This is a genomic window from Herminiimonas sp. NPDC097707 (assembly GCF_044761395.1).
Taxonomy (GTDB): Bacteria; Pseudomonadota; Gammaproteobacteria; order Burkholderiales; family Burkholderiaceae_D; genus Oxalicibacterium.
Map to the genome: position 1 here is coordinate 265,847 of NZ_JBIWCI010000001.1, position 16,953 is coordinate 282,799.

The 16,953-nt window shown below is 54.8% G+C and carries 13 protein-coding genes; 6 read left to right on the top strand and 7 right to left on the bottom strand.

Annotated features, from left to right (window positions below):
- Window positions 1-17: 17 nt before the first annotated feature.
- The 4 genes from ACIQW9_RS01295 to aroG all read left to right on the top strand — a co-directional run bounded on the left by ACIQW9_RS01295 (window position 18) and on the right by aroG (window position 7,914).
- On the top strand, window positions 18-4,187 hold the full coding sequence (locus ACIQW9_RS01295; protein WP_402331962.1) for a YhdP family protein: 4,170 nt from the start codon (window positions 18-20) through the stop codon (window positions 4,185-4,187).
- Between the two features lie 3 nt (window positions 4,188-4,190).
- Window positions 4,191-5,000 (top strand): carbon-nitrogen hydrolase family protein, encoded by an 810-nt coding sequence (locus ACIQW9_RS01300; protein WP_402331965.1) that lies wholly within the window; start codon window positions 4,191-4,193, stop codon window positions 4,998-5,000.
- Between the two features lie 100 nt (window positions 5,001-5,100).
- Window positions 5,101-6,561 carry a metalloprotease TldD gene (tldD, locus tag ACIQW9_RS01305; RefSeq protein WP_402331968.1) on the top strand — a complete coding sequence of 487 codons (1,461 nt, stop codon included), beginning with the start codon at window positions 5,101-5,103 and terminating at the stop codon, window positions 6,559-6,561.
- Window positions 6,562-6,849: 288 nt separating this feature from the next.
- Entirely contained in the window at window positions 6,850-7,914 is a 1,065-nt protein-coding gene (gene aroG / locus ACIQW9_RS01310; RefSeq protein ID WP_402331971.1) for a 3-deoxy-7-phosphoheptulonate synthase AroG, read from the top strand.
- A 63-nt stretch (window positions 7,915-7,977) separates the two neighbouring features.
- Here the strand turns inward: aroG and ACIQW9_RS01315 are convergent, their stop codons facing one another.
- A complete protein-coding gene (locus ACIQW9_RS01315) occupies window positions 7,978-8,610 on the bottom strand; it encodes a TIGR02281 family clan AA aspartic protease (protein WP_402331974.1) in 633 nt (210 codons plus the stop codon).
- 183 nt (window positions 8,611-8,793) lie between these two features.
- Window positions 8,794-9,279, bottom strand: coding sequence for a YajQ family cyclic di-GMP-binding protein (locus ACIQW9_RS01320; RefSeq protein WP_011870392.1), 486 nt, complete (start codon window positions 9,277-9,279; stop codon window positions 8,794-8,796).
- Between the two features lie 155 nt (window positions 9,280-9,434).
- Here ACIQW9_RS01320 and murB point away from each other — a divergent pair, with 155 nt between their 5' ends.
- Complete coding sequence (murB, locus tag ACIQW9_RS01325; protein ID WP_402331977.1) at window positions 9,435-10,463, top strand: UDP-N-acetylmuramate dehydrogenase; 1,029 nt, start codon at window positions 9,435-9,437, stop codon at window positions 10,461-10,463.
- A 16-nt stretch (window positions 10,464-10,479) separates the two neighbouring features.
- The gene (locus ACIQW9_RS01330; protein ID WP_402331980.1) at window positions 10,480-10,791 is read left to right on the top strand and encodes a DUF1294 domain-containing protein; all 312 of its coding nucleotides are present in this window, start codon (window positions 10,480-10,482) and stop codon (window positions 10,789-10,791) included.
- Window positions 10,792-10,945: 154 nt separating this feature from the next.
- On the opposite strand, the gene ACIQW9_RS01335 is transcribed toward ACIQW9_RS01330, so the two are convergent.
- From ACIQW9_RS01335 to argF, 5 genes are all read right to left on the bottom strand, one after another.
- Window positions 10,946-12,262: a histone deacetylase gene (locus ACIQW9_RS01335; RefSeq protein WP_402331983.1), complete on the bottom strand. Its 1,317-nt coding sequence runs from the start codon at window positions 12,260-12,262 to the stop codon at window positions 10,946-10,948.
- 46 nt (window positions 12,263-12,308) lie between these two features.
- Complete coding sequence (locus tag ACIQW9_RS01340) at window positions 12,309-13,967, bottom strand: hydantoinase/oxoprolinase family protein (RefSeq protein WP_402331986.1); 1,659 nt, start codon at window positions 13,965-13,967, stop codon at window positions 12,309-12,311.
- A gap of 219 nt (window positions 13,968-14,186) precedes the next feature.
- Window positions 14,187-14,501 (bottom strand): pyrimidine/purine nucleoside phosphorylase, encoded by a 315-nt coding sequence (locus ACIQW9_RS01345; RefSeq protein WP_011870397.1) that lies wholly within the window; start codon window positions 14,499-14,501, stop codon window positions 14,187-14,189.
- A gap of 26 nt (window positions 14,502-14,527) precedes the next feature.
- The gene (argG, locus tag ACIQW9_RS01350; RefSeq protein ID WP_402331989.1) at window positions 14,528-15,865 is read right to left on the bottom strand and encodes an argininosuccinate synthase; all 1,338 of its coding nucleotides are present in this window, start codon (window positions 15,863-15,865) and stop codon (window positions 14,528-14,530) included.
- An 85-nt stretch (window positions 15,866-15,950) separates the two neighbouring features.
- A complete protein-coding gene (gene argF / locus ACIQW9_RS01355) occupies window positions 15,951-16,865 on the bottom strand; it encodes an ornithine carbamoyltransferase (protein WP_402331992.1) in 915 nt (304 codons plus the stop codon).
- Window positions 16,866-16,953 lie beyond the last annotated feature (88 nt).

The window sequence follows — 16,953 nt, forward strand, 5'->3', positions numbered from 1 at the left end:
GCCTTCCCAACCAGACTATGACTGCCGATCGGCTGCGGCTATGCTGGCGTACGCTGCAACTATCATTTCGCGCCGCCAATAAAGCCAGTCACCATGCGCTGGGCTGGCTGCTGAAATTGCTGGTGCTGGCGTATTTCATATTCTGCGCGCTGTTCCTCACCTTGCGTTATGCCGTTCTGCCGCAGATATCCGCCTACCGCGTCGATGTGGAAAAAGTCGCGACCAAAGCGATAGGGCGGCCGGTATCGATAGAAACCATTGCCGCGTCCTGGGATGGTTTGCGCCCGCATTTGGCGCTAGGCAATGTTGTGGTTTACGACAAGGACGGCGACAAGGCCTTGCAATTACCGGCAGTGTCGGCCACGGTGTCGTGGTTATCGGTGCTGATCGCCGACTTGCGTCTGCACAGTCTGGAAATCGACAAGCCGGATATGGATATCCAGCGCGATGCAAATGGCAATTTTTATGTTGCCGGCCTGCTGGTTGATTTGCAAAAAAGCGGTGATGGCAAGGCTGCCGACTGGATACTGTCGCAACGCGAAATCACGATCAGGGATGGACGCTTGCGCTGGCAGGACCAGTTGCGTCAGGCGCCTGAACTATTGCTCGGCAATGTCAATATGGTCTTGCATAACAACGGGCGGCACCACAAATTTGCTTTGCAGGCGACGCCGCCGGCTGCCATTGCTGCACCGCTGGATGTGCGCGCAGCTTTTGATCATCCGCTCTTTGCACAAAAAATTTCCGATGCGACGCGCTGGACCGGTGAGCTGTATACCGACTTGCGCGACACGAATCTCGCAGCCTGGAAAACCTATCTTGATTTCCCTTTCGATCTGCAGCAGGCCAGTGGTTCGATGCGTGCCTGGCTGGCATTCGATCATGCACGGGTGGCCGATTTCACAGCCGATCTGAGTCTGTCGAATGTGTCGGCCCAGTTGCGCAAGGATATGCCGCCCTTGTCGCTGGCGCACGCGAATGGACGTATTTCAGTACGCGAGTCGCTGGAAGGCAGTGTACATGATGGCGTGCCGACTTTCGGTATGCGCGGGCACACGATTTCGGTGCGCGATTTCTCGCTGCAAACCGATGATGGACTGGTGTTGCCGGAGACCACGATGAGCGAACATTACATCGCTGCGAAAAATGGCAGGCCGGGGAGCATCGAAATACAAGCCACGTCGCTTGATCTGCAGGCATGGGCCGATTTTGCCGGCCGCCTGCCTTTGCCGGCGACGCAGTTGCGCTTGCTGGAAGATTTTGCGCCGCGCGGAAAGCTGAAGAATTTTTCGGCGCAATTGCAAGGTGCTTACCCGAATATAGAAGCGTACAAGATCAAGGGTGATTTCACCGGACTGGCGCTGAAGGCGCAGCCAGCGCGTCCGGCCCGCGCAGCAAGCGCCAGGGCCGCTGCGCAAGCGGCAGTGCCGGCGATTCCCGGTTTTGAAAATTTGACCGGCCATGTCGATGCGAATAATCAGGGCGGCACTTTCGTACTGGCATCGGAACAACTCACCCTGGCCTTGCCGGCTTATTTTTCCGAACCTGAGATCACGTTCGATGAATTGAAGATGGAGGCCAAATGGGCCTTCCAGAAAAACAATCAATTGTTGCTGGATGTGCGCCAAATGAGTTTGGCGAAACAGGGACTGATTGCTTCCTTCTCCGGCACGCATCTGATGCCGCTGGACAAAACGACGGGACATCAACTGGGTACTATCGATCTCACGGGTAGTCTGTCCGGCCTTGAATTGAACAAGATTGGTAACTATCTGCCGCTGGGCATGAATGCGGACTTCCGCACCTGGCTCGGCAACGCACTGATTGCGGGCACGCTGAATGACGGCTATATCAGGTTAAAAGGCGATTTGAACCAGTTTCCCTTCCATACGCAAAAAGCCGCTGAAAAGTCGAAAGGCGAATTTATTTTTGGCGGCAAGATCGATAACGGCGGCTTGAATTATGCGCCGGACATGTTTGGCAGAGATGGCAAGGCGCCATTGTGGCCGCTGCTGGAAAATGTCAAAGGCACCATCCTGTTCGATCGTACGCGGATGGAAATCAAGGGTGAAAGCGGCAGTACGCACGGCGCGCAGGTGTCGAACGTGAGGGCGGTAATTGCCGACTTGCTGGCGGATGAGCCGGTACTGGAAATCGATGGCCGTGCAGCCGGCAGTTTGCAAGATATGGTGCAATACACGGTAGACAGCCCGGTCGCCACCTGGATAGGCCATTTCACCGATGAAACGAAAGCCAGCGGTAATGCCACGCTCGCGCTTAATTTGAAGCTGCCTTTGCATCAGCTGATAGAAGCCAAGGTGCGCGGCGTAGTGAAATTTGCCAATAACAATGTGATTTTGCAGAATGCCATTCCACCGATTACACAGACGAGCGGCGAACTCGAATTCGATGAAAAAGGCTTGACGCTGAAAAACATCAAGGCGAATTTCCTTGGCGGTCCGTTGACGGTAGCGGGCGGCACGCAAAAAGACGGCACTATCCTGATCAAGGCGGGCGGCACCATGTCGGCTGCCGGTTTGCGCAAAAACTATCCTGCGCCGGCGATGCAAAAACTGATAGACCGGATCAGCGGCAGTACAGGCTTCGGCACTACGATCAGCGTCAAGAACAAGCGCATCGAGATAGTGGTGGACTCCAATCTGCGCGGCCTGGGCCTGGCTTTCCCGGCGCCTCTGCGCAAGGCCGCCAAGGATGCCTTGCCGCTCAGGATAGAACAGGCCAGTCTGCCTTCCGAAAACGCTGCGATCATGCGCGATGGCATCAGGCTGGCACTGGGCCCGTCGATAGTCGGCAGCTATCTGCGCGAAAAAAGTGCGACGGACACTGCTGCCGCGTGGCGGGTGGTGCGTGGCGGCATAGGCGTCAATACACCGGCACCGGAACCGGATAGCGGCCTGATGGTGAACGTTAGCCTGCGGTCGTTGAATATCGATGAATGGATCAGTGTCGCATCGTCGATTACTGCGGCTGACAAGAACACGCAGAAAAAAATCGCAGACCCATCGGAGGCGCTCAATATGGCGCAGTACGTTGAACCGAACATACTGGCCGCGCGTGCCAATGAGCTGTTTGTGATGGGGAAAAAATTCGACGAGGTGGTGGTCGGCGTATCGCATGACACCAACGTGTGGCAGGCCAATATCGATTCGGCGCAGGCATCGGGTTACCTGACCTGGATTGAATCTTCATCGGGCCGCGGTTTGGGCAAGGTCACCGCACGCCTGGCCTCGCTGGTGGTGCCCAAAACAGCGGGTGCAGACGTCAATAATTTGCTTGAAGGCGTAGACAGTGCGACAGAAATGCCGGCGCTGGATGTGGTTGCCGAGAATTTTGAATTATTCGGCAAGAAGCTCGGGCGTCTTGAACTGCTGGCGCATTATGTGCGCGCAACTGAAGGACGCGAGTGGCGCATCAGAAATCTGTCGCTCGCGAATCCGGACGCAACCCTGACAGCCAAGGGAAGCTGGCTGGCTAAAAATGGCAGCAACGTTTCCAATCTCGATTACAACCTGAATATTGCGAACGCAGGCAATCTGCTCAACCGTTTCGGCTTTGCAGATGTGCTGCGCGGCGGCAAAGGGAAGATGGAGGGTGATATCAGCTGGAAAGGTTTACCTTTCTCGTTTGATGTGCCCAGCCTGTCGGGAAAAATCAATCTGGATATCGCTTCCGGCCAGTTCCTGAAAGTTGAGCCGGGTGCCGCCAAATTGCTCGGCGTGCTCAGCCTGCAATCGATACCACGCCGTCTGACGCTGGATTTCCGCGATGTATTTTCAGAAGGTTTTGCATTTGACGGCATCAACGGCAGTGCGCGTATTTCAAATGGCGTGGCGACGACTGATAATCTCAAGATGCGTGGCGTCAGCGCAACCGTGCTGATAGATGGCTCGGCCGATATCGCCAGAGAATCGCAGAATCTGCGCGCCGTCGTGATTCCGGAAATCAATGCAGGCGCTGCATCCGTGGCCTATGCGCTGGCCATCAATCCGGTCATCGGCGCGGGTACCTTCCTGGCGCAACTGTTCTTGCGCGAACCGCTGGCGCGGGCGTTTACGTATGAATATACGATTACCGGACCATGGAGCGATCCGAATGTGAACAAGGTCGATCGCAAGGTGGAGCCGGCTCCGAAATCAGGCATTGAAGAATCCAGCATAGAGGGTTGAATCATGACAAATTCACTGACCCGCGTAGCAGCCATTCAAATGGTGTCCACACCTTCGGTTGAAGAAAATATCGCCACTGCGCGTCGCCTGATTGCAGGCGCCGCACGCCAGGGCGCGAGCCTTATTCTGCTGCCTGAATATTGGGCGGCGATGGGCATGCATGAAAATGACAAGCTCGGCCTGGCGGAACAGATCAATGCAGGCCCGATCCAGTCTTTCATGGCTGCGGCAGCGCGTGAACATCAGGTGTGGCTGATAGGCGGCACACTACCGATGGCGGCATCGGTAGCCGACAAGGTGCTGAACACCACGATGGTCTACAACCCGGCCGGTGAACGCGTCAAACGCTACGACAAGATTCATCTGTTCAGCTTTACCAAGGGCACGGAGTCGTATGACGAAGCGCGCACGATAGTGCAGGGCACCGAGGTCACGACTTTCGACGCGCCATTCGGCAAGGTGGGTTTGTCGGTTTGCTACGACCTGCGCTTTCCCGAGTTGTATCGGGCGATGGGTGATTGCATGCTGATCGTGGTGCCGGCTGCATTTACCTATACAACCGGGAAGGCGCATTGGGAAATTCTGCTGCGCGCGCGCGCCATTGAAAACCAGTGCTACGTGCTGGCAGCCGCACAGGGCGGGCGGCATCAGAATGGCCGCACAACATGGGGACACAGCATGCTGATCGACCCCTGGGGTGAAATCAAGGATGTACTGGCAGAGGGCGAAGGCCTTGTAATCGGCGATATCGAACCCCATCATTTAACCGGTATCCGTGAAAATCTTCCTGCATTGAAACACCGCAAGTTGTAGACAAGTTGCAGTGCTGACGGGGCAGATCGGCCAGATGCTCTACAATTCGTTATCCGAATCAATTTTGTTTGCGCTTCAACGCGCGAATGGCAAATAAACAATGACTCCATTTGAACCAAATCTCCAGACCCTGGCCGTCGCTCGCGATGTCTTGCTGACGCCTTTCGGCCTCGACGAATCCATCCTGATCAAGACCCTGGGCACGATGTTTACGCACCGCGTCGATTATGCAGATTTGTATTTTCAATTTACGAAAAGCGAAGGCTGGAGCCTGGAAGAGGGCATAGTCAAAACCGGTAGTTTCTCCATCGATCAGGGTGTCGGTGTGCGTGCCGTATCGGGCGATAAAACCGCCTTTTCCTATTCGGATGAAATTTCCGAACGTGCATTGATGGAAGCGGCGATTGCAACGCGCACGATTGCACGGCAGGGCGCAGGCAAGATCAAAGTCGCTTCAGCAATTCAGCAGGTGGGTGGTCGTGATTTGTATTTGCCTAATGATCCGCTGACTTCACTGGATGCGACTGAAAAAGTAAAGTTGCTGGAAAAAATAGAACGCATTGCGCGCGCGAAAGATCCGCGTGTGGTGCAGGTAATGGCTGGTCTGGCCGGCGAATACGATGTAGTGCTGGTAGTGCGTAGCGACGGCGTACTGGCGGCCGATATTCGTCCTTTGGTGCGCGTCTCGATCACGGTCATTGCAGAACAGAATGGCCGTCGCGAAATGGGTTCGAGCGGCGGTGGTGGTCGCTACAGCTATGCTTATTTCAGCGATGAGTTGCTGGAGAAATACGCGAGCGAAGCAGTCGCTTCCGCATTGGTGAATCTGGAAGCACGTCCGGCACCGGCCGGCCCGATGACTGTGGTGCTCGGACCTGGCTGGCCAGGCGTGTTGCTGCATGAAGCGATCGGGCACGGACTGGAAGGCGATTTCAACCGCAAGGGTTCGAGCGCATTCTCCGGCCGCATAGGCGAACGCGTGGCTGCCAAGGGTGTGACAGTGGTGGATGACGGTACCATCGCCGATCGCCGCGGTTCGTTGAATATCGACGACGAAGGCAATCCTACCCAATGCACAACGCTGATCGAGGACGGTATCTTGAAAGGCTATATTCAGGACACGATGAATGCGCGCCTGATGAATATGCCGGTAACCGGCAATGCGCGGCGCGAATCGTTCGCGCATCTGCCGATGCCGCGCATGACGAATACTTATATGCTGGGTGGCGACAAAGACCCGGCGGAAATTCTGGCATCGGTCAAGAATGGTTTGTACGCAGTGAACTTCGGTGGCGGTCAGGTCGATATCACCAACGGCAAGTTCGTGTTTTCAGCCAGCGAAGCCTATATGATCGAAAACGGTAAGGTGACCTACCCGGTCAAGGGCGCAACCCTGATCGGCAACGGCCCCGACGTCTTGAATCGCGTATCGATGATAGGCAACGACATGTGCCTCGACAGTGGCGTTGGCGTGTGCGGCAAGGAAGGCCAGAGCGTGCCGGTTGGCGTCGGTCAGCCTACCTTGCGTATCGACGGTGTGACGGTAGGCGGCACGGCTTGATGTTTGTTGGCATTCGGCCATGATTTGCCCGAGTGCCAACTGATTTATCAAGCTTTTCTTGCCAAATTACGTGATTTATTGCACTATTGCTGACAGATAAAACGAAATTCAGTACAGACATGACCGCATTGCGCTTCCAATTTTACTTTTACTTTAGCTATTCCAGCCCAACGGCGGTGGAGAAGCGGTAAGCGCGCAGGTAAAAAAGCTTAAACCGAAATTCTTTAAATAACCGCCCGCGATGGCGGTTTTTTATTTTTAGCAAACAGATTTTGACTGGAGAAAAACATGCCGCGTACAGATGACTTACGGATTAAAGAAATGAAAGAACTGACGCCACCATCGCATTTGATACGCGAACTTGGCATCTCCGAAAAAGCGGAGACAACTGTTGCTGATGCGCGCATCGCCTTGCATCGCATCTTGCACGGCCAGGATGATCGCCTGATGGTGGTCATCGGGCCTTGCTCGATACACGACACTACAGCGGCGATGGAGTACGCACATCGTCTGGTGAAAGAACGTGCGCGTTTTGCCGGTGAACTGGAAATCGTGATGCGCGTCTATTTCGAAAAGCCGCGCACTACGGTCGGCTGGAAAGGCTTGATCAACGATCCGTACATGGACAATAGCTTCCGCATTAATGAAGGTTTGCACATTGCGCGCGAATTGCTGTTGAACATCAATGAACTCGGCCTGCCGGCAGGAACCGAATTTCTCGACGTGATCAGCCCGCAATACATTGCCGACCTGATCAGCTGGGGCGCGATCGGTGCACGCACGACTGAATCACAGATTCATCGCGAACTGGCTTCCGGTTTGTCCTGTCCGGTCGGTTTCAAGAACGGCACTGATGGCAACGTCAAGATTGCCGTCGATGCGATCAAGGCCGCATCGCAGCCGCATCATTTCCTGTCGGTGACCAAGGGCGGTCATTCGGCTATCGTCTCGACCAGCGGTAATGAAGATTGCCACATCATTCTGCGCGGCGGCAAGACGCCCAACTATGATGCGGTCAGCGTAGAGCAGGCATGCAAGGACATCGCGGCAAACGGTCTGGCATCGCGTCTGATGATCGATACTTCGCACGCCAACAGCTCGAAAAAACCGGAAAATCAAATCCCTGTTTGCGCCGATATCGGGCAGCAGATTGCCGGCGGCGATACGCGCATTGTCGGCGTGATGATCGAGTCGCATCTGGTTGCCGGTCGCCAGGATCTGATCCCGGGCAAGGAACTGGTTTATGGTCAGTCGGTAACGGACGGTTGCATCAGCTGGGAAGAAAGCCTGGGCGTGCTGGAAGGTTTGGCAGAAGCGGTCAAACAACGCCGCCTCAAGGATCCGGACGCATAAGCGAGTGCAGTAAAAAATAAAAAAGGGCGCTGAATTCAGCGCCCTTTTTTATTGCATTCGATTTTAATAGCGTTTGGTCAAAACCATCTGTTCGCCCTCACGCCGCATTTCGGTACGGTTCAAAAATGACATGCCGAGCAAGGCAAAGGTCAGTCCGTTTTCCTGCACCAGCGCATCCACCTGATTCAGCGTGATATCACCGATCTTGACCGAGTTCAGCACCACTTGATAGGCCGTCACGACACCGTTTGCAGTATTGACGTAGGCAGTCTGCCCCTTCTTGTAATCGATACCCAGACGACGCGCATCCGCTGCGGGCAAGGCAATCAGCGATGCGCCGGTATCGACCAGCATGCGCATCGTGCCGCCGTTGATTTGCCCCTGCACCATGAAGTGACCGCGACCGTCGGCCTGCAAGGTCACGCTGCTGGCACCTGATGGGGCGATGCGGTTCACATGTCCGCCTATATCGATACGCTGTTTTTTGCCATCGGTATCGAAAGTGGCGGTGGTCTGGTTGACGTCTACCAGCTTGATGCCGGGCCTGACCGTATTGCCGACTGTGTAGGTTTTGGGTGAGCCGCCGTCGATGACCAGCACCGCCTTGCCGGGGAAAAGACCGATCACGCTGATATCCGCCGCCTGCACTTGCAGCGCGATGCAGCTAAGGAGGGATGCGAGCAGCGGTAGTTTCATGGCAGAGTTCAATGTTATGAAAGCAATGATTCTGTCACGAAATTCCCGCAGTTTGGGAGGAAGGTGGGGATGCCGTGGAAAATTGTCGCTAAAGCGTCAACATGAATCCGCCCGGCTGAAGTAGTCGCGTCAAAATGCCGGGTCGGCATGACGCAACTGCTGGAGCGGGATGTAGATGTGTAATCAGTCGCGGAAGTTGTTGAATTCCAGCGGCAGATCGGCGACTTCCTTGCGCAACAAGGCCATTGCATCTTGCAAGTCATCGCGCTTGGCGCCAGTGACGCGCACCGCATCACCCTGGATGCTGGCTTGTACTTTCATCTTGCTGTCCTTGAGGATGCGCACGATTTTCTTGGCTGCTTCGGTTTCTATGCCGTTCTTGATCTTGACGACTTGCTTGACTTTATCGCCGCCGATTTTTTCAATCTTGCCGCGATCGAGGAAGCGTACATCGACATTGCGTTTGACCAGCTTGTTGGTCAGTACGTCCAAAACCTGATTCAGCTGAAATTCCGAATCTGCATACACGGTCAGGTCGCGTTCTTTTTGCTCGACGCGGGCATCGCTGCCTTTGAAGTCAAAACGAGTCGTGATTTCTTTACCTGCCTGATCGACGGCATTCTTGACTTCAACCATATTGGCTTCGGAGACGGTATCAAAAGATGGCATGATGATTTCCTTTTTTATTGCCTGGCTCGCGGCAGATGCCGGCGAAACGCCAGATGGTTCGTTCAGATCGCGTATCTGATTAGTCCGTCATTCTAGCGGACAAAAAACCGAGGGGCTAGGTCTGCGGGCGTAGAGCAGAGATATAATCGCCCCCTATGACTCATTCTCTACCGCTTCAGTACGATGTTTCCCTGCGCAACCATAATACCTTCGGGGTGGAGGCTCGCGCGCATGCCTATCTGCCGGTGACATCGGCCGGCGCACTGGAAGCAGTGCAACGCGATGCCGCGCTGGCAACCATGCCGCGTCTGATACTCGGCGGCGGCAGCAATATTTTGCTGACACGGGATTTCCCAGGTCTGGTGCTGCATATGGAAATCAAGGGAATCGAGATTGTCGGCGAAGATGAAGATGCTACCTATGTGCGTGCCGCTGCCGGCGAAAACTGGCATCAGTTCGTGCTATGGACGCTGGCGCACGGTTTGGGCGGATTGGAAAACCTGTCGCTGATTCCCGGCAGCGTCGGTGCTGCGCCGATACAGAATATCGGCGCCTACGGTATCGAACTCAAGGACAGGTTTCATGCGCTGACGCTGTTTGATTTTGCAACGGGTGAACGCACGACGCTGAACAAGGCTGCATGCATGTTCGGCTATCGCGACAGCGTGTTCAAACACCGTTTGCGCGACCGCGGCGTGGTGCTGGATGTGACCTTTGCCTTGCCGAAAAAATGGCAGGCAGTGATACGTTATGCAGATGTGGCGAACGAGCTTGCTGCATGCAAGATAGGCGAGCCGACTGCCAGGCAGATCAGCGATGCTGTTATCGCGATTCGCACCCGCAAATTGCCCGATCCAGCAGTGATAGGCAATGCCGGCAGCTTCTTCAAGAATCCTTTGGTAACAGTGGAGCAACGCGATGCCTTGCTGACAAAGTATCCGCAACTGGTGAGTTACGCGCAGCCTGATGGCAGCGTCAAACTGGCTGCCGGCTGGCTGATCGATCAGTGCGGCTGGAAGGGCAGGACAGCCGGTGCAGCCGGCGTGTATGAGAATCAGGCACTGGTACTGGTGAATCGCGGCGGTGCGAGCGGTGCAGACATTGCGCAACTGGCAAACGCGATTCAGGAAGATGTTGCCCAGCGTTTTGATGTGATGCTTGAGCCGGAACCGATTTTTCTTTGATGCTCAGGAAATAAAAATGGATACGAAAATGTTGTGGCCTGTACTGGGCACATATATCACACTGAGCTTGCTGGCCTTTGCTGCTTACGCAATCGACAAGGCGGCCGCGCGCAAGGGCGAATGGCGGATTAGCGAAAATACGCTGCATCTGCTGGATTTGCTGGGCGGCTGGCCCGGTGGATGGATTGCACAGAAATTCTTGCGACATAAATCAAGCAAACGATCGTTCCAGCGAGTTTACTGGATTACGGTAGTACTGCATTGTTGTGCGCTGGCGTGGCTGCTGTCGCCGTATGGCAGTTCTACGCTGAATGCTATCAGTCGCTAAGTTGGCGGCACAGGACGTAAAAAAGCCCGGCTATATTGACGCAGCCGGGCTTTTCAATGTGCGGTCAGATCACACCATACGTTAGCCACATCTTGATTTCTCTTGCCGTCCTCTGCATGCATGTATGGCATCAGAGAGCGGCAGGACATTCGCACTACTTGGACAGATAGCGATCCTTGTCCTTGTCTTGCAGGAAGGCTTGCGTATAAGTCCCAACTGCGCGCCCAATTTCCGTTTTATTAAACACTTCTTCGCCATAGCTGCGGCAGGGGACGCAGGCATAGCGCGGAATCTGCACCGCCAGGATGTGATTGTGCGTATCGTCGCAGCGTGAGTCGATCACCACGGTGCCGCCGCAATCCGGACATGAACGTACGGTTTCATTGATCGTTTCGCGGATGCCGTCGGTATCGTAGTAGACATCCATGCTGCGCTTGTGGAACTCCTGTTCCGGATAGACCTGCTCGCGCAGCGTGTGCCGATTATTCCAGTGATGGAAGGTCGCATCCTTCAACTTCTCCAGATAGGCAGTAATGTTGGCCGGCTGCTTCTGGCTTTCTGCATCGTAGTCCGGTTCCCGGATGTGGCTGAAATCCATGCCTGCCATTGCCAGGATGATGCCAGTGTTGATGTAGGGCAGTGCGGTTTCGATCGAGTAGCCGCCTTCCAGTACTGCCAGATCCGGTGCCAGTCTCTGATTGAGTACCGCATAGCCATGCGCGGTAAACTTCATGTTCGTGATCGGATCGGAGTAATGATTATCCTGTCCGGCCGAGTTGATGATCAGATCCGGTTTGAATTCCTCCAGGATAGGCATGACGATTTCATCCAGCACATACAGGAAGCCTTCTTCGCACGTGTCTGGCGGCATCGGCAAGTTGATCGTGGTGCCAAAGGCATTCGGCCCGCCGAGCTCGTCCGCAAAGCCGGAGCCCGGATAGAGGGTGCGGCCATCCTGATGCATGGAGATAAACAGCGTGTTCGGATCGTGCCAGAAAATATCCTGCGAACCATCACCGTGATGGCAATCGGTATCGACGATCGCGATTTTCTTCACGCCATACTTGTGGCGGATGTACTCGACCATGATCGCCTCCATGTTCAGCGTGCAAAAGCCACGGCTGCCATGCACGACGCGGAATGAGTGGTGGCCGCAAGGACGCACCAGTGCAAACGCGTTATCCACTTCCTTGGTCATCACCTTGTCTGCTGCGGTAATACAGCCGCCGACGGCGATCAGATGCGACGCATGTACGATTTCGTCTATGCCGGGCACGCAGAAATGTACACGCTGAATATCTTCAGCCGTAGCGACGCCGGGTTTGAATTCCTTGATATTGTCGAAGTCCAGCAGCCCCTCTTCGAACACCTGATCCTGTGTGTACAGCAGTCGCTCTTCACGTTCCGGATGCGTCGGTGAAATCGCATAATCAAATGCCGGGAAAAATACCAGTCCTGTTTTTTTCTTCACGATGTGTTCCTCACACTTGTTCGTACTTAATATTCGTTGTTCTTGCTTATTGCTCATGCTTGATCAGGCCGGGTTTGATCTGCAGCCGGACGCGGATATTTTTACCTGTGGTCGCATAACCATGGATGACGTTGAAGGACTGGCAGTCAGCGACTTCGACTTCCAGGTCTTCATCCCGTGCACCGGCAGTCTTGGCGATTTCCAGCAATCTTTCCTTGCCGAGCGCAACAACATCGTCGACCGTGGCGCGCGCAGAGATCTTCATCTTGCGTCCATCTTCGGCAAAAGTCAGTTGCTGCGACTCGGTATCGGCCAGCAGATTCAACTCGACGGTGGTGCGCGCCATTGCGGCACCGCTGGCATTGATTACTTCCGAGTCCTCGGGCACGAGCGCCGGCAATGCCAGCAGTTCGCCTACCTGTTTTGCGATATACGGAGCAGGGCCACCGACTGCGATCAATTGCTGCGGGTTCAGCACTTTGCCTTCCAGCAGTTCATGGATGGTGTAGACCGGCTTGCTGTTGACCTCGGCAATCATTTGCGTGACCTTGGCGGCTATGCTGGCGCACATGCTGTCGACGATGGCCTGCGCAACTTGTTGCGGCGTTTGCTTTAATGCGGTCGCCAGGCTCTCCATAGCCTGCAGCGCCTTGGCCTTGTCGCCGATGGCTGCCAGGCCAAGGGTGATCAAGGCATCGGTTGGGGTGGGTACTTGACCATCGAAGGCCATGGCCGATCCCTTGCGTTCGGGGCCGATCTGTAGTGCGCCATTGACTACCTGAACATGGCTGTCGCCACCGAGGGCCATCGAATGCGTGAGCAGGCCGCGGATCAGAGTCTTGTGTCCTTCGATCTCTACGCCCTTCGGTTCCAGCAGCGGAGCACCATCGGCGAACAGTGCGATGTCGGTGGTGGTGCCGCCGACGTCTATCGATACCGAGTCCTGTGTCGACGAGACGAAAGGCAGCACGCCCATGATGGTGGCAGCCGGTCCGGACAGGATGGTTTGTACCGGATAGTTGCGTGATTGCTGTACGCCTATGGTGCCGCCATCGGCCTTCAGGATAAACAAGGGCACATCGACGCCGAGTTCCTGCAGATAGCTGGCCAGTTGGTCGACCATGCGGCTGTGCAGGCGCCAGATAGCGGCGTTGAGATAAGTGGTGGCTATGCGACGCGGGAAATTCAACACGCCGGATTGATGATGGCCGAGTGAAATATGCGTGGCCTGATCGGCAAACCAGGCGCCGACTTCCTGTTCGTGCACAGGATTGCGGGTGGAAAACTTGCCGATCACGGCCAGGTTGTCGATCTTGTCGGCGCTGAATTGCTGTTTCAATGCATCCAGCTGATCGTCTTCTATCGCTTCTGCTTCGATGCCGCGATGATTCATATAGCCGGCGATCAAGTGTGTCTGGTCAGCGAGCGGCAGATCCTTGGGCGAAACGCCAGGGCCGTTCATGACTATCAGACCGACCGGATCGAGCTGGTTCTGCGCAACGGCATTGGTGGAAATCGTCGTGCTGAGTACGATGCGTTTCAGCTGCTTGATATCGTCTGCATTCGCGACAGCTTGGGTTGCGCGCATCACGCAAGCCAAAATATCATTCTTGTCGGTCAATACTTTGGATTTGCGGATGATTTTGCGGTTGTGCATCAATACCGAATCGGTATGGGTGCCGCCCACATCAATGCCAAGGATCATATATTTCTTTCTTGGGAAGTAGGTCCAGCGAGGCTGTCGCGAGTGGACAGGATCGCGCTGGCTGTATCAATTCAAATCGGCGGCTGGCGCCGGATTTTTAACGCAGCGTCTATTATAAGTAGAAGAGCGGCGAGCGAATCTAAGTAAGGCCTGCCCTTAACAAAAAGCCCGGACTATCCGGGCTTTTTTATTTACGGCATGCACGTCCTGTTAAACGCGTCAGATGAAATGGCACACGTAGTCCAGTGTGTCTACCGTTTCGATATCGAAACTCGAATTGGCCGGGACTTCGAATTGCTGGCCGCCTTCATAGGTATTCCATTCCGTTGCGCCAGCCAGACGAATGCGGCATTTGCCGGCATTCAGTTCCATGATTTCTGCAGCGCCGGTGTTGAATTTCAAGGTCGATGGAAAAATGATACCTATGGTTTTCTTGGTGCCGTCAGCGAACAATACTGTGTGTGACACGCATTTGCCATCGAAGTAGATGTTGGCTTTTTTGACGACGGAAACGTTATCGAATTGAGTAGTCATGATCTGTATGTTTGATGTTGAAGAAATTATTTCTTGTCTTTTTCAAAATTTGGCAGCGCAACAGACGAGTTGCCAGTCAGCAGACCGGCACTGCTGTAGATGGCCAGCTTGTGACGTGTGTCTGTGATGTCCAGATTGCGCATCGTTAATTGACCAATACGGTCGGCTGGCGAGAACGGTGCATCTTCCACTTTTTCCATCGACAGGCGTTCTGGCGCGTAGGTCAGGTTGGCCGACTCAGTGTTGAGGATGGAGTAATCGTTGCCGCGACGCAGTTCGATCGTGACTTCGCCAGTGATCGCGCGTGCAACCCAGCGTTGTGCCGCTTCACGCAACATGATGGCTTGTGGATCGAACCAGCGGCCCTGGTACAACAGACGACCCAGGCGACGGCCGCTTTCGCGGTATTGCTCGATCGTGTCTTCGTTGTGGATGCCGGTGATCAGGCGTTCGTAAGCAATGAACAACAGCGCCAGACCTGGGGCTTCGTAGATGCCGCGGCTCTTCGCTTCGATGATGCGGTTTTCGATTTGATCGCTCATGCCGAGGCCGTGACGGCCGCCGATGCGATTGGCTTCCAGCATCAGTTCGACCAGGTCGGTATAGACGACGCCATTCAATGCGACTGGACGGCCTTCTTCGAAACGCACGGTGACTGTTTCGCGTTTGACTTCGACGTCGTCGCGCCAGAATGCGACGCCCATGATAGGTTCGACGATCTGCATGCCGCTGCTCAGCTCTTCCAGATCTTTCGCTTCATGCGTAGCGCCGAGGATGTTGGAATCGGTCGAATACGCTTTCTCGGTGGACATCTTGTAGTCGAAGCCGGACTTGATCAGGAATTCCGACATTTCCTTGCGGCCGCCGAGTTCGTTGATGAAGGCATCGTCCAGCCAGGGTTTGTAAATGCGCAGCGCCGGATTCATCAGCAAGCCGTAGCGATAAAAACGCTCGATGTCGTTGCCCTTGAATGTGCTGCCGTCACCCCAGATATCGACGTTGTCTTCTTTCATCGCGGCGACCAGCATGGTGCCGGTGACTGCGCGACCCAATGGCGTCGTGTTGAAGTAGGTAACGCCGGCGGTCGAGATATGGAATGCGCCGCTTTGCAGCGCGGCGATACCTTCAGCAACCAACTGTTCGCGGCAATCGATCAGGCGTGCCAGTTCGGCACCGTAGGCCTTGGCTTTTTCCGGAATCGCGTTGTAGTCGGTTTCGTCAGGCTGACCCAGATTCGCAGTGTATGCATAAGGAATCGCGCCTTTTTGACGCATCCAGTGCAAGGCCGCGCTGGTGTCGAGGCCGCCGGAAAAGGCGATGCCTACTTTTTGATTGACTGGAACGGATTGGAGAATATTCGACATGGTGTTTGCTTCGCTTGCGTGGAATGTGATTGTGGGTCAGTTTGAACTGAGCGGATAAGTTAGCTGAGCTAACTGAAATTATTAATTAACTGAGCTTGCCCAGGACCAGGTATTCGAGCAGCGCTTTTTGCGCGTGCAGGCGATTTTCTGCTTCGTCCCAGACGACCGATTGCGGTCCATCGATGACTTCGGCTGCAACTTCTTCACCGCGATGCGCTGGCAGGCAGTGCATGAACAAGGCATCAGATTGTGCACGTTTCATTTTGGCTGCATCGACGATCCAGCCGTCGAATGCTTTCAGGCGTGCTGCGTTTTCCTCTTCGAAACCCATGCTGGTCCAGACATCGGTCGTGACCAGATGCGCGCCAACACAGGCATCGGATGGCGCGGTAAACAGCGTGTAATGCGTATTGTCGGCGGCGATCAAGGCCGGATCGATTTCGTAACCCTTGGGGGTGGAAACATTGACATGGAAATCGAATACCTGTGCTGCCTGTAACCACGAATACAGCATGTTGTTGGCGTCGCCTATCCAGGCAACGGTTTTGCCTTTGATCGAACCGCGATGCTCAATGAAGGTGAAGACGTCGGCCAGAACCTGGCAAGGATGGTGTTCATTGGTCAGGCCGTTGATCACCGGCACGCGCGAATTGGCGGCGAAACGCTCAATGATGTCCTGGCCAAACGTACGGATCATGATGACGTCGCACATGCGGGACATCACTTGCGCCGCGTCTTCTACCGGTTCGCCACGACCAAGCTGACTGTCGCGCGTGTTGAGATAAATTGCCGCGCCGCCGAGCTGGTGCATGCCGGCTTCAAACGACAGACGGGTGCGGGTGGAGTTCTTTTCGAACACCATCACCAGTGTCCGATCGGCCAGCGGATGGTAGGGCTCGTAATTCTTGAATTTGCTTTTAATGACACGCGTGCGTTCGATCACATGCTCGAACTCGTCCAGCGTCAAATCGGAAAACTGCAGAAAGTGTTTGATTGCCATAATTGAAAACGGCGGCTAGGTTGGCGCCTGCCGCCGATTGTTGTAACTGCTTCAATTATAAGGGATTTCCATCTAAAAGCCAGCGCTA

Excerpts from the sequence above, each read along its gene's own strand:
- ACIQW9_RS01295 (WP_402331962.1), top strand. The coding sequence starts at position 18 with ATGACTGCCGATCGGCTGCGGCTATGCTGGCGTACGCTGCAACTATCA.
- ACIQW9_RS01300 (WP_402331965.1), top strand. The coding sequence starts at position 4,191 with ATGACAAATTCACTGACCCGCGTAGCAGCCATTCAAATGGTGTCCACA.
- tldD (WP_402331968.1), top strand. The coding sequence starts at position 5,101 with ATGACTCCATTTGAACCAAATCTCCAGACCCTGGCCGTCGCTCGCGAT.
- aroG (WP_402331971.1), top strand. The coding sequence starts at position 6,850 with ATGCCGCGTACAGATGACTTACGGATTAAAGAAATGAAAGAACTGACG.
- ACIQW9_RS01315 (WP_402331974.1), bottom strand. The coding sequence starts at position 8,610 with ATGAAACTACCGCTGCTCGCATCCCTCCTTAGCTGCATCGCGCTGCAA.
- ACIQW9_RS01320 (WP_011870392.1), bottom strand. The coding sequence starts at position 9,279 with ATGCCATCTTTTGATACCGTCTCCGAAGCCAATATGGTTGAAGTCAAG.
- murB (WP_402331977.1), top strand. The coding sequence starts at position 9,435 with ATGACTCATTCTCTACCGCTTCAGTACGATGTTTCCCTGCGCAACCAT.
- ACIQW9_RS01330 (WP_402331980.1), top strand. The coding sequence starts at position 10,480 with ATGGATACGAAAATGTTGTGGCCTGTACTGGGCACATATATCACACTG.
- ACIQW9_RS01340 (WP_402331986.1), bottom strand. The coding sequence starts at position 13,967 with ATGATCCTTGGCATTGATGTGGGCGGCACCCATACCGATTCGGTATTG.
- ACIQW9_RS01345 (WP_011870397.1), bottom strand. The coding sequence starts at position 14,501 with ATGACTACTCAATTCGATAACGTTTCCGTCGTCAAAAAAGCCAACATC.
- argG (WP_402331989.1), bottom strand. The coding sequence starts at position 15,865 with ATGTCGAATATTCTCCAATCCGTTCCAGTCAATCAAAAAGTAGGCATC.
- argF (WP_402331992.1), bottom strand. The coding sequence starts at position 16,865 with ATGGCAATCAAACACTTTCTGCAGTTTTCCGATTTGACGCTGGACGAG.